The organism is Chitinimonas sp. (assembly GCF_036568685.1).
GTDB lineage: Bacteria > Pseudomonadota > Gammaproteobacteria > Burkholderiales > Chitinimonadaceae > Chitinimonas.
In genome coordinates this window covers 1-12,341 of record NZ_DATCSC010000098.1, presented here as the reverse complement: position 1 = coordinate 12,341, position 12,341 = coordinate 1, and the positions used below count along the sequence as shown (strand labels likewise).

Here is a 12,341-nt window from a genome sequence, read left to right as displayed (position 1 = left end):
GGGGACGGATTGCATATGCTTCCTATCAGGGCCCAACCTCGTGTGGTCGGGAGGCGCCACGGTGTCAGACCATGTAGCGCGCCATTTCGCTGTTCATATTGTTCGCCAACCCATCCAGGCTGCTGGCAGCGTCGGCCGATGCTCCGGCGGCGGCATGGTTCTGTTCCGATATCTGGGCAATGCGCTCCACCTGCTGGGCAATGCTGTTGCTGGCCGATACCTGCTCGTGGATGGCATGGGCGATCTCGGCCACCAGGCTCAGGGTGGTCTCGGCCTGCTGGCGGATGTTCACGATCAGGTCGCGGGCCTCGACCGTATGGCGGGCGTCCTCGCGCACGTCGCTGACGACGGCATCCACGCGCTCCACCGTCATGGCGGCACCGTGCTGGATGGTGCTGACCATGTGCTCGATCTCCTGCGTGGCCTGGGCGGTGCGCTCGGCCAGCTTGCGTACTTCGTCTGCCACCACGGTAAAGCCGCGGCCCTGTTCGCCGGCCCGTGCGGCTTCAATCGCCGCATTCAGCGCCAGGAGGTTGGTCTGGTCGGCGATCTCCTTGATCGCACTGGTGACCGCGCTGATCTCGCTCACCTGCGCCAGCAGCTGGTTCATCTGGGTGGAGGCGTCCTGCACCACACCGACGGTGGCGTTGATGCGCTCGGTCATCTGCAGCATGGCCTGCTCGCCTTCACCGGCCATGCCGCCGGCCTGGCGGGCCAGGTCGCTGGCGGCCTGGGCGCGGTCGCCCACATAGCTGATGCTCACGGCCATCTGCTCTACCGTGGCTGCCATGCTGGCGGAGGCTTCGGCTGCCAGCGCCGAGCTGCTGGCCATCTCGCCGGCCATATTGCGCATACCGTTGGCGGCGGAGGCGACCTGGGTGACCGACTGGCTCATGCCGCCAAAGCCGTCCTGCAAGGTGGTCAGGAGGGCGTTGATGGAGTGGCTGGTATCGGCAAATTCGTCATTGCTGCGGGCGGCGATGCGCTGGGTGAAGTCGAGCTCACCAGCCACCCGCGCCACTGCCAGCCGTACCTCGCGTAGAGGCCGGGTGACCGAGCGCTGCAAGAGGGTGCCGAGCACCAGGAGGAGCAGGGCACCGATAAGGGTGATGGCCAGTACGATGTTGCGGGTGGCCTGGTACTGTGCCTCGGCGGCGCGGGCACCGGCCTCGGCCCCGGCATGGGCGTTCTGTGCCACGCGGTCGACCAACTCGCCCACCTGTGCCGCGATGGCCCGTAGCTGCGGGTTGTTGAGCTGGGGCGGGTCTTGCGGGTCCATGGCACGGGACTTGATCAAGGTGGGCGTGGCCGTCTCCAGATAGTTCTGCAGCAGGCGGCGCAGTGCCAGCACCGGGCGTTTTTCGGCATCCGCAACCGGCAGGGCCAGGTAGTCGTCGATCAAGCCATTCATGGCCGCGGCATGGCTGGTGAGGTCTTTGTCGGCCTGTGCCTTGTCGGCGGCATTCTGGCCACCCACGTGGCGTAGAAAGGCCACCCGGATGTTCATGAGCTGGATATGCATGCTGCGCGAGAGGTCGACCGCCTTGAGCGCCACCTGGCTCGACTGGCGCAGGTTTTCCTCGACCGAGCGCAGGCTGGTGATGGCGATGGCGCCCAGGACCAGGAAGGCGGCCACCGAAATGGCGATCAGGCTGGCGATGCGCCAGGTAACGGTAAGTCGAATGCCCATATGGCAACTCCTGCAGCGCAAGGCGCTGCGTCAGAGAGATGGGCTCGCGTTAGCGCCTGCAACCACCGTGGCGCGACAGACCATCTCGGACCTTTGCATGCGAAGGGCTGCCCCTTGCGGCGGGGTATGCCATTCGGCCAGTGCGATCCGGCTGACTGCTTGGCCGCCTTGCCGGGTCGATGTGCGCAAGATACGGCAGACGATTGATGCCATTGATGAAAATATATTATTGGAATCATTCCATAACGGCATGAACGCCTTGGCCGAGGTGGTCCGCTTTCTGTCCGCCGCGGGCTTGCCCTGGCGGGCTGCCTGGGCGATGGTGATAGGCTACTTCATCACCCGGACCGGATCATGACGCTCAACGTCGGCATCTATCTGTTCAACCACGTGGAAGTGCTGGACTTCGCCGGCCCTTTCGAAGTCTTCACCACCGCCTCGCGCGTGGCCCAGCGCCGCGAGCTGGCTGCACCACCGCCTTTCCATACCTTCTCGGTTGCGCACCATGCTGGTCCCGTCCGCGCCCGTGCCGGGTTGGCCGTGCTGCCGGACTACACGCTGGAAGACGCGCCGGCCATCGACCTTCTATTGATCCCTGGCGGGGTGGTGGATGCTGAACTCGCCGATGTCGCCGTGCTGGACTGGATCGCCGAGCGGGCCAAGGCGGCGCGCATTACCGCCTCGGTCTGCACCGGTGCCTTTCTGTTGGCCAAGGCGGGTCTCCTGGCAGGACATACTGCCACCACCCACTGGGAAGACATTGCCGACCTGCGGGCGCAGTTCCCCACACTGACGGTGCGGGACGATGTGCGCTGGGTGGATGAAGGGTCGGTGGTCAGCTCGGCCGGTATCGCCGCCGGTATCGATATGAGCCTGCACCTGGTAGCCCGTCTGGCCAGCCCGGCATTGGCGGAGGCGACGGCGAGGCAGATGGATGTGCCGTATCGGCCGCATCCCTAGGCGATCGGCTCGCCTGAGTGGGCCTGGCCCGCTAGAGTAGGGGTCTTGCCAGCCGAACGGAGCACCCCATGGAAGACCTGAGCCTGCCCACCTACGCCGATGTGGTCGCGGCCAGCGAACGCATCGCGGGCCATGCCCACCGTACGCCGGTCATGACCTCGCGCACCATCAATGCCGAGCTGGGGGCCGAGGTCTACTTCAAGTGCGAGAATCTGCAGCGCATGGGTGCCTTCAAGTTCCGTGGCGCCTACAACGCGCTGTCGCAATTCAGCGCCGAACAAAAGCAACGCGGCGTGGTGGCGTTCTCCAGTGGCAACCATGCCCAGGCCATTGCCCTGGCTGCGCGCCTCTTGGGCATGCCGGCCACCATCGTCATGCCGCACGACGCCCCGGCCGCCAAGGTGGCCGCCACCCGTGGCTACGGCGGCAATGTGGTGATCTACGACCGCTATACCGAAGACCGTGAGCAGATCGGCCGCGACCTGGCCGCCAAACACGGCTACACCCTGATCCCGCCCTACGACCACCCGCATGTGATGGCCGGGCAAGGTACGGCCGCCAAGGAATTGTTCGAGGAGGTGGGCGAGCTGGATGCCTTCTTCGTGCCGCTGGGTGGCGGTGGATTGCTGAGTGGCAGTGCCCTCGCAACCCGCGCGCTCTCGCCGCGCTGCAAGCTCTACGGTGTGGAGCCCGCTGCCGGCAACGACGGCCAGCAGTCCTTCCGTACGGGCAGCATCGTCCATATCGACACGCCCAAGACCATCGCCGACGGCGCCCAGACCCAGCACCTGGGTAACTACACCTTCGCGGTGATCCGCCGCGAGGTGGACGACATCCTGACCGCCAGCGACGCCGAGCTGGTGGAAGTCATGCGCTTCTTTGCCAGCCGCATGAAGCTCTTGGTCGAACCCACTGGCTGCCTGGGCCTTGCCGCCGCCCGGCAGCTGAGGGAGCAGCTGGCCGGCAGGCGGGTGGGGGTGTTGATCAGCGGCGGCAATGTGGATCTGCCGCGCTTCAGCGAGCTGTTGGCGGGCTAGACCGGCAATGCGCCACCGAGGCGCCAGCCATACCCCTACGGGCTGGCCCGCGATGACAAGAACGGGATAGGGAATGAGTGGATATAAACGTAAGGTACTGGTAGCCCTGTTGCTGGCTACCAGCTTGGGGGGTTGTGGGATTCAGGAGGTGGCTGACGCCAAATTCGGAGATCAGCACTTCAAGACGGCGATCTCGCTGATCGAATTGCACAAGCTACGTACCGGCAGCTACCCGGAGACGCTCAAGGATCTGCAGTTCACTGGCGATTGGGATCCCATCGCACTGGGTTCGGTGAAATACCAGCGCGTGAGCGGCGGTTATGAGCTGGAGCTGACCCGTGGATGGATGGGTAAACCGGAGCTGAGCTACCCGGCTTCGTTCTGGAAGGGACTGGGGCTGGTCAAAAGCAACGTCAAGATTACGCCAGAGCCCAGCTAGGGCGCACCGAACCGCCCTTCGCGTATCTCCTCCACGATGGCCGCATGGCGACCGCTGGCCTTGAGTTCGGCGAGCCCCGCATTGAAGCGCGCCATCAGCTCGGCGCTGCCGGGTAACGATTTGCCGAGCAAGAGGTGCAGGCTGTCTTCGCTGATCGGTACGCCGTTGGTGTTGAGCAGGATGCGCTTGTCACCCAGTACCTTGTTGATCAGCAGATTGCCGACCGCCTTGTCCTCGGGGTAGTAGTCGATCCGCCCGGCCGCCAGCATGCGGATGCAGATCTCACCGCCAGAGACCCAGCTCGCCTCGACCTCCTTGGCGCGGATCATGGCCAAGAGTGGCTCGGGATAATCGTAGCCATTGATCAGGCCGATGCGCTTGCCGCGCAGGTCTTCCAGGGTGTGCCAGTGCCAGGAATAGTCCGAGCGCTGGAACAGCACCATCTGGTGGGTGGAGGTGGGTTCGCTGATCCAGAAGTCCGCGTGGTACTCGGGCTTGTCGGCCCAGCCTACGCCGCCGACGATCTCATGCAGGGACTGGGCCTGCGCCAGCACCTGTGCCCAGGGGTAGAAGCGATAGCTGACCTCGATACCCGCCAGCGCAAAGGCCTCGCGCACGATGGTGGAATCGGCACCTTGCCGGGGCAACTTCTCGCCATAGTAGGGCGGCCATTCGCCGTTGCCGAGCACCAGCGGCGGGTCTGCCGCCTCGGCCTGCCCGGCAGCCAGGCACAGCAACAGGGGCCATAGGCGGCGGAACAGTGCTTGGGCGAGTTGGGCGAAGGGCATAGCCTTTCCAGACGGCCGGGGACAGGGTGGCAAGCCCTGCTGGCAGCATAGTACAGCCCACCCTGCATCGCTCCGGCGGCAACAAGACAAAGCCCGGCGGCCATGGTGGCGCCGGGCTCCGCATGCAACGGGCTGCTGTGCCCTGCCGGGCGACCGACCTTAGCTGTTGATCTTCAGGGTCACGCCACTGCTGCTATAGCTGGCGGTGGCGTTGAAGCCATCGACCACCACCTTGTCGAACTTGCCGGTCTGGTTGCCGCTGGTGACGATGGTAAGCGTATCGCCCACCTTGGGCTTGTAGCCGCCCTGGAAGCTCACCTGCAGGGTGCCGCCGACAATGGCGAACAGCTTGCCCACCGCAAGGGTGCCCGTGTTTCCGGCGCCCAGGCGCAGGGTGAGGGTGCTGCCGCTCTGCTGGGTGTAGTTGCCGGAGATGCCCAGGCGGTCGGCGGCGTTGATCACCACGCTGCCGCCTGTGCGCACATACACATCGCCCTTGCCGAAGGCGGCCACGCTGTCACCCTCTACGGTGCCGGCCTGCACATCGGTACCGCCACTGTAGCTGTTGCTACCGGCAAGGCGCAGCGTGCCGCTGCCTTGCTTGGTCAGCTTGCCCGCGCCGGCAATGTCGTTACGCCAGCTGTCGAGTGCGTTGAAGCCCCCCAGCGTGGCATCCATGCTCACCGTCACGTCGCCATCGAAGCGGCCGTAACCATCGGCGGCAGCAAACAGGTTGAGGCGGCCCCAACCTTCGACGTCGTCCATCACCGGATAGCCCGATGCGACGGCCGTGGTCTTGAGTACGACGCGGCGCTGGTTGGCGTCGAGGTAGGGCAGGCGGGTTTCCAGCAGCACTTCGGCACCCTTGGGCACGGCGGCGCCACGGGTCTTGTCGGCGATCTGCGGCAGGCCAAAGGTCAGCCGGCGCTGGTAGCCGGCCTTGTTGGCAGCGTAGTCGGCAAAGCGGTCGTTGGCGGCGGTGCCGGAATGGGCAAAGTCGTTGAAGGCCTGCAGGGTGGTGGTCTTGCTGGCGGCCATCAGGGCGGTATGGGCCTGCTGGTAGGCACTGGCCTTGCGGTTGCCGTTGCTGTCGGCGGTCAGGAGGCTGGCCGCGGCGACCGAGGTGCCGAGTATGCGCCCGCCGATCACATCCAGCGGCGAGTGCATGCCAGCCAGGATGCGGTTCTCGCCCAGCTCCAGGCCGCGCGCCAGCATCTCCTGGTAGCGCTCTGGCACCACATAGGCCATGGCGATCGAATTACGTACCGCCTCGGCGGTATGCCCGCTGATAAAGCCGCCGTCGGTGGTCGGGGTAGCGCTCTTGGCCGGCTCCAGCGCCGGCACCACCTTCACGCTACTGCTCCAGCGCCAGGGGCGGGCGTACTTGTAGTAGCGCTTGGACGGCTCGGTGGAGCCATTGCTGCCGATACTGTTCATGAAGTCCACCACGGTGCCGAATTGGGCATTGGCGCTGCCGGCCACGCCGGTGTTGTTGCCGCTGTCGTTGTACAGCACGGTGGTGGCGTCGCTGGCAATGGCGGTGATCGAGGTGGTCTGCTGGGCAGCAGCGCGCCAGGCCTCGGTCAAGGGGCCCATGCCGTCCGAGACGCTGTAGGCCTTGCCGCGGCGGTCGTCCAGGTAGGCCGCCAGTTCCTGGGCGGGGGTGCGCTTACCGGTCACGTCCGCCACGTAGCCGATATTGGCGTCGTGCACCGTCTTGTTGAGTACCTTGCCGTCGGTGGCGTCACCCGGAGTACCGCTCCAGGTCGAGGCCGGTACGGCCGGGAAATTGCCATTGGCCGGGGCAGCCGCACCCGCGTCCACCAGCAGGGTGCTGGGCTGCCAGATGTCCAGCATGCCGGTCAGTACGCGCACGCCGGCATTGGTCTCCTTGGTGGCGTAGCGGGCATCGCCGCGCTGGTTGGTGGCCACGAAGTCCACAAAGGCCGGCACGGTGGCGGCATCGGCCACCGGGGCGCTATCTACGCTGCCCATGCCGACCGGGGCCGAGGGGATGGTGGGCGGTACGGCGACATCGTCACTGCCGCCGCAGGCGCTCAGTACAGCGGCGGTCAGGGCGGCGAGCAGCAGAGCAGGGGGTAGCGGGTAGGGCTTGCGCACGGCTTTTTCCTTGGTGATGGGCAATGGAATGGCCGCGTGGCTGGGGCCTCGCCGCCTAAGAGAGGCAACGAGGATAGGAATCAGTCGTTACAAGCGAATGAAAGCTACGTGTAAGCAAGAATGAGTTTGCCGGACCGCAAGCGGTCAGGCAGGGCGCTGGCCATGGTCGGCAGGGAGGCTACGGCTCTGAGTTTTGGCTGACCAAGCTCACCACAAAGTGGCTACGGCCATCGGCGGTCGGCTCGCACCGCGCATCGCCGCCGTGCAGCCGGGCGATCTGCCTGACCAGGGCCAGGCCCAAGCCGGTACCGGTGCTGCTGGTATCTGGCTGGCAGCGGAAGAAGGGCTCGAAAACCCGTTCGCGGTGCTCGGCGGCGACCCCTGGCCCGGCGTCCTTGACCTTCAGTGCAGCCCCGCCGGCCGCCGGGTCAACCGCGACCTCGATCGGTGCCTGGCCGTAGCGCTGGGCATTTTCCAGCAGATTGCGCACCAGCCGCCGTAACAGCCGCGGCTGGGCTTGCAGCAGCACTGGCGTGCCATGCAGGTCCACGCCTTCGTAACGTGCACATTCCTCCGCGACCAGCGCCAGCAGGTCGACCTCCTCCAGCGCCCCTTGTTCAACCGGTGCGTCCAGCCGGCTGGCGAGCAAGATCTCCTCCAGCAGGGCATCCAGTTCCGCAATGTCCTGTTCCAGCTCGGCCTTGCGCTTCGGGTCGGCACTGTCCTTCATCAACGCCACGGTGAGCCGTATGCGGGTGAGCGGGGTACGCAACTCGTGGGATGCGTTGGAGAGCAGCGACTTCTGCGCGCTCACCAGCGCCTCGATGTGGCCGGCGGTGGCGTTGATATAGCGGGCCAAGCGGGCGACTTCGTCGCGGCCCTCTACCGGCACACGGGCGCCGAGTTCGCCCTTGCCCAGCAATTCGACCATGGCTTGCAGCCGCTCCAGGCGCAGGGTGAGGCGGCGTACCAGCGGATAGGAGACCAGGCTCAATAGCAGCGACATGGCGATGAAGATCACCGACCAGAGCTCCAGTGGCAGGCCGTTCACGCTATGCCGGAGGACGATGGCCGAAAAGACGAACAACAGATTGCAACCCAGCAGGGTGAGATAGAAACTCTGGTAGAGCCGCGGCATCAGTCCTGCACCTTTGCAAATACGTAGCCCGCGCCACGCACGGTGATGATGCGGCGGGGCTGCTTGGGGTTGTCTTCGATGGCGGCACGTATGCGCGAGATATGTACGTCGATGGAACGGTCGTAGGCTTCCAGCTTCTGGCCCTTGATCTGGTCGAGCAGCATATCGCGGCTCTGTACCCTGCCGGGGTGCGCGGCCAGGGCGAGCAGCAGGTCGAACTGGTAGCCGGTCAACAGTTGCTCCACCCCGTTGCAACGCAGGCTGCGGCTGTCGGGGTCGATCTCCAGGCGGCCAAAGCGCAGGGTAGGGTCCGCTACCCCGCTAGCGGATGGCCGCTGGCGGCGCAGGATGGCCCGCAGCCGCGCCAGCAGCTCGCGCGGCTCGAACGGCTTGGGCAGATAGTCGTCGGCGCCCAGCTCCAGGCCAATGATGCGGTCCATGGCATCGCCACGCGCGGTCAGCATCAGGAGCGGCGTGTCGGTCTGCCGTCGCAGGCGGCGGCAGACCTCCAGTCCATCGAGGTCGGGCAGCATCAGGTCCAGCACGATCAGGTCGAAGTGCAGCTGGCCCTGCCGGGCCAGGGCGGTCATGCCGTCCGCTGCCAGGGTGACCTGGAAGCCGGCTTCCTGGAGGTATTCCTCCAGCATCCCCGCAAGCCGGGCATCGTCTTCAACCACAAGAATGGCGGGGTTCATCGTGTGCCTTGTCGGGTCAGTGGCTGCCCTGATGATGTTTGGCGGCCATATCGTTAAAGAGCTGGCGCTGGCCGGGAGTCAGCAGCCGCGACAGATCCAGCATGGTCTGGGTGACCTTGCGCGAGCTGTTCTCGCTGGCCGCGTACTGTTCACGGCGCAGGCGTTCTACCGCATCGTTGTCCGCCTTGTCCTGCAGCATCAGCGCCAGCATCTGGGCGTTGCGTTGCTGGTAGGCCGGCTCCAGGGCGGTGAGCTCGGCGCGGGCCTGTTCCACCCGCTCGATTGTCTGTGCTTTCTGCTGAGCGCTCAAGCCAACCACCTGGTTCAAATGGTCCGGCATGCGTTCCAGTCCTGCCGCCAAGGTGGCGGGGCTGCTGACCCCGGTCAGCAACAGCCCCGGGCTGGTTTGCAATGTGGCGTGCGGGCTGCCACCGGCGGCGTACAGGTGTACGGCGGCCAGGCAGGCCAGTACAGCGGCAACGGTGCCAGCACCCAGCTTCATCATGTTCCTGCTCATTGTCTTGCTCCCTTGCGGTATGGGGGAAGTCCCGCTGCGGAGTCTTGCGCTGCTGGGTAAAGCCTGCGTGTCCCGCAGGTAAAGTTTTGTAAAGCCATCATTGGGCCGGGGCACCGTGCATGGCGCCACCCCACGGCGCAGTCCTCAGCAATCCCGACTTCAAAATCAGACTTTTGCCGATAGGCGCTACTGCCATCCTTGCGGAAGATGGCCGAGCTGTCTTGCTGTAATGGTGGACTCGGCCTCCAGATGGCCGAGCGTTGTCACGCGCCCTTATGCCCAGGCGGGCTAGGAGAGATCAATGCATTTTCTGTACAACATGCACAGCGTCTGGATGGCGCTGATCATCGTGGGGGTCACGCTGTCGGTTGCCTTGCTGGGCTACGCGATCACCAGCCGTTTCAGGCTGGTGCTCATGGACCCGGAGCAACGGGCCATGATGATCGCCATGATGTCCATCGTGACCACGATCAACTCCCTGATCGTGGCATTTGCTGCCATCAGCGTCTGGGAGGCTTACAACGCTGCCGACCGTACGGTGACCGAGGAAGCGGCCTGTGCCGGTGAGCTGGCCCGTGATCTGGCTGCCTTCCGCAGCCCTGCCGCAGATATCACCGGTCGTGCCTTGCAGGTCTATATGCAGATGGTCGTGCGCAAGGAGTGGCCCGTCATGCAGCAGCAAAGCAAGCAGGATGAGGAGACGGCTCGCCATTTCGAGGCCATGTTCGATGCCGCCAACGACATCGCCCCCACCGATGCCCGTCAGAGCGCACTGTTGACCGAGGTACTGGCCCGTACCAACGAAATGGTCAAATACCGGCAGCAGCGGGTTCTGACATTGGAGACCTCCATGCCCGGTACGCTCTGGGGCGTAACCTTGGCGCTGAGCGGTTTGTCCTTTCTGCTGCTCTATGCCTTGCCGCCCACGCGCTTCCATATCCTGCTGGTCGGCACCTGGGGCACGACCTTGGGCTTGGTCTTCTTTTTCATCATGGCGGTAGACCGGCCATTTGCCGGGGAGGTCAGCGTCAGCCCCACGCCATTTGTCAGGACCATAGACAGCCTGGTGATCAGCCGGACCTGGCCCAAGGAAGTGGTGGCGCCCTGACAAGTCCGCCCGACGGCGCGGGCAGCATCGTACTCGCTGTTGTCCATACTGTAGCGACGGTGATCCCGGCAACCTGCCGGCGAGCCGCGTGGAGGAGGAGAGAACGATGAGCATGAACGAGGCCGCACTGGCCGAGCACCGCTGGCTGGCCCGCCTGGTGGGCGAATGGGCGTATGAATCCGAGTGCGATATGGGGCCCGAGCAAGGGACCGGCAAGATGAGCGGGACCGAGATCGTCCGCCCCTTTGGCGACCTGTGGGTGATCGGTGAGGGCAGCTATGGCAGCGGTGCCGATAGCTGGCAGTCCATCATCACGCTGGGCTACCACATCGTGGACAAGCGCTTTGTGGGTACCTTCGTGGCCAACACCATGACCCATATGTGGGTCTATAGCGGCACCCTGGAGGGCGACACATTGACGTTGGACGCCGAAGGGCCGGACTTCCACAGTGGCAAGACCACCCAATACCAGGACATCCTGCAGATCCAGGATAGCGCCAGCCGCACGCTGACCTCGCGCATGCTGACCGCCGAGGGGCAATGGGTGCAGATCATGAAGGCCAGCTACCGGCGCAAGGCCTGACTACCCTCGCTATCGCAATCCGCCGCTTGGTGGGGGCGCTGTTAGGCCTGGGCCAGCGCCTCGCGGGCGTTGGCCGGCGGGTTGCCGCCTGGCCGTGGCTGGCTTGCGGTGCGCTGGCGATGGCTCAGACCGTCTGCGGTGCTTAGCGATTCCGCAGAAAAGGGCCGACCCTGGCTTCCAAAAGGGCAACCAGCTCGGGCTGCATGTAATCGTAATCATCTGGTATGCCCAGGCAGATCACCGGCTTGCCATTGAGGTGTGCTTTGAAGCGTTGGGAGAGCTTGTTCCGATGTGCTTTCTCCATGACGAAGATCTTGCTGGCCCAGGCCAGCTGCTCGGCAGAGAGTTTTACATCGGCATCATTGCCCAGCCCGGCGGAATCGGTCTCCACATTGGGCCAGGTAGAGAAGACCTGCTCAGCCGTAGGGCTGCGCAAACGATTCTGGGAGCAGATGAAGAGGGCGCGGATCATGGCGGGACTATGCCCGAGTACGCTCTGGCGCGGCAACGCAGCTGGTGCCGGCCGTTCGCAGTACGCCGCCTACCGATCGTCGTAAAGTTGCTGTAATACTATTGATTCGTAAGCGGAAATATCCGGAAATGAGTGGCGTTGCCAGCCAGTCTGGCAGCCGTTTTCTGTGCCCAGCATCGGATCGATAAGCATCACAGCACGAGGAGGTAGCGCCATGCCCAAGATTCATCTGAACTATGCGGATGATCCGCTCGAATACTATGCCGACCAGCGGCGTGGGGAGCGCAGGATGCCGCATTCCGGGCTGGGTGAGGACTGGCGTAGCGGCAATCTGCTGCAGGCGGATCGGCGGGTTGCCGGTCGCCGTCGCAACGATCCCAAATCGCAGGCGCGGCGTTAGCGCCGCGGACGAGACCCTTCTGGCGTTGTCGGTGCTTTTGCACCTTGCAACCACGGCCTGCCCCTAGCGGGGGAGCCGGAATTGCACTCGCTGGGTTGTGTTGGTGTTACCTGGCCCGCCGGCCTTTCCCTACTGTGCCTTGTTGGCGTTGGCGCCGGCGGCTGCCTTGAGCAGATGCTGCAGCTGCTTGCGGTCCACGTCTGATAGGCGGCGCAGGTAGAGGCAACCCTTGCCTGCCCGCACCTTGCCCAATGTGGCCAGCACCTCGGCGTGTTCTTCGGCCAGGTCGCAGCCCAGGTAGAGGGTCAGGTCGGCCTTGCGTGAGGCAAAGCCGATCAGGAAAGTATCGCCCTCGTGGCCGCTCTCGTAGCGGTAGTGGTATTCCCCAAAGCC

At 64.8% G+C, this 12,341-nt stretch carries 14 protein-coding genes; 6 read left to right on the top strand and 8 right to left on the bottom strand.

The features are described 5' to 3' along the window. Positions 1-64: 64 nt before the first annotated feature. The gene (locus VIM95_RS14305) at positions 65-1,690 is read right to left on the bottom strand and encodes a methyl-accepting chemotaxis protein (RefSeq protein WP_331986826.1); all 1,626 of its coding nucleotides are present in this window, start codon (positions 1,688-1,690) and stop codon (positions 65-67) included. 354 nt (positions 1,691-2,044) lie between these two features. On the opposite strand from VIM95_RS14305, the gene VIM95_RS14300 reads away from it, so the two are divergent. From VIM95_RS14300 to VIM95_RS14290, 3 genes are all read left to right on the top strand, one after another. Further along, complete coding sequence (locus VIM95_RS14300) at positions 2,045-2,650, top strand: DJ-1/PfpI family protein (RefSeq protein ID WP_331986824.1); 606 nt, start codon at positions 2,045-2,047, stop codon at positions 2,648-2,650. A gap of 68 nt (positions 2,651-2,718) precedes the next feature. Then, positions 2,719-3,687 carry a threo-3-hydroxy-L-aspartate ammonia-lyase gene (locus VIM95_RS14295; protein ID WP_331986822.1) on the top strand — a complete coding sequence of 323 codons (969 nt, stop codon included), beginning with the start codon at positions 2,719-2,721 and terminating at the stop codon, positions 3,685-3,687. Positions 3,688-3,835: 148 nt separating this feature from the next. Next, the gene (locus VIM95_RS14290) at positions 3,836-4,126 is read left to right on the top strand and encodes a hypothetical protein (protein WP_331986820.1); all 291 of its coding nucleotides are present in this window, start codon (positions 3,836-3,838) and stop codon (positions 4,124-4,126) included. Here VIM95_RS14290 and VIM95_RS14285 read toward each other — a convergent pair. From VIM95_RS14285 to VIM95_RS14265, 5 genes are all read right to left on the bottom strand, one after another. Next, positions 4,123-4,914: a substrate-binding periplasmic protein gene (locus tag VIM95_RS14285; RefSeq protein WP_331986818.1), complete on the bottom strand. Its 792-nt coding sequence runs from the start codon at positions 4,912-4,914 to the stop codon at positions 4,123-4,125. The two genes, VIM95_RS14290 and VIM95_RS14285, sit on opposite strands and share 4 nt — an antisense overlap. 159 nt (positions 4,915-5,073) lie before the next feature. Further along, on the bottom strand, positions 5,074-7,035 hold the full coding sequence (locus VIM95_RS14280; protein WP_331986816.1) for an acid phosphatase: 1,962 nt from the start codon (positions 7,033-7,035) through the stop codon (positions 5,074-5,076). A gap of 178 nt (positions 7,036-7,213) precedes the next feature. After that, positions 7,214-8,173 (bottom strand): sensor histidine kinase, encoded by a 960-nt coding sequence (locus VIM95_RS14275; RefSeq protein ID WP_331986814.1) that lies wholly within the window; start codon positions 8,171-8,173, stop codon positions 7,214-7,216. Next, positions 8,173-8,868 (bottom strand): response regulator transcription factor, encoded by a 696-nt coding sequence (locus VIM95_RS14270; RefSeq protein ID WP_331986812.1) that lies wholly within the window; start codon positions 8,866-8,868, stop codon positions 8,173-8,175. Before VIM95_RS14270 ends, VIM95_RS14275 begins: the two co-directional genes overlap by 1 nt. 16 nt (positions 8,869-8,884) lie before the next feature. Further along, positions 8,885-9,373, bottom strand: a complete 489-nt coding sequence (locus VIM95_RS14265; protein ID WP_331986810.1) for a Spy/CpxP family protein refolding chaperone — start codon at positions 9,371-9,373, stop codon at positions 8,885-8,887. A 313-nt stretch (positions 9,374-9,686) separates the two neighbouring features. Between VIM95_RS14265 and VIM95_RS14260 the strand changes: the two genes are divergently transcribed. Both VIM95_RS14260 and VIM95_RS14255 read left to right on the top strand, forming a co-directional pair. Continuing rightward, positions 9,687-10,493, top strand: coding sequence for a DUF4239 domain-containing protein (locus VIM95_RS14260; protein ID WP_331986808.1), 807 nt, complete (start codon positions 9,687-9,689; stop codon positions 10,491-10,493). A gap of 106 nt (positions 10,494-10,599) precedes the next feature. Next, positions 10,600-11,076, top strand: a complete 477-nt coding sequence (locus tag VIM95_RS14255; RefSeq protein ID WP_331986805.1) for a DUF1579 domain-containing protein — start codon at positions 10,600-10,602, stop codon at positions 11,074-11,076. A 142-nt stretch (positions 11,077-11,218) separates the two neighbouring features. On the opposite strand, the gene VIM95_RS14250 is transcribed toward VIM95_RS14255, so the two are convergent. Further along, positions 11,219-11,548 carry a low molecular weight protein tyrosine phosphatase family protein gene (locus VIM95_RS14250; RefSeq protein ID WP_331986802.1) on the bottom strand — a complete coding sequence of 110 codons (330 nt, stop codon included), beginning with the start codon at positions 11,546-11,548 and terminating at the stop codon, positions 11,219-11,221. Positions 11,549-11,762: 214 nt separating this feature from the next. On the opposite strand from VIM95_RS14250, the gene VIM95_RS14245 reads away from it, so the two are divergent. After that, entirely contained in the window at positions 11,763-11,948 is a 186-nt protein-coding gene (locus VIM95_RS14245) for a hypothetical protein (protein WP_331986799.1), read from the top strand. Between the two features lie 129 nt (positions 11,949-12,077). Here the strand turns inward: VIM95_RS14245 and VIM95_RS14240 are convergent. Then, positions 12,078-12,341 (bottom strand): DUF1801 domain-containing protein (locus VIM95_RS14240; RefSeq protein WP_331986796.1); only part of this gene is annotated, 264 nt, incomplete at its 5' end.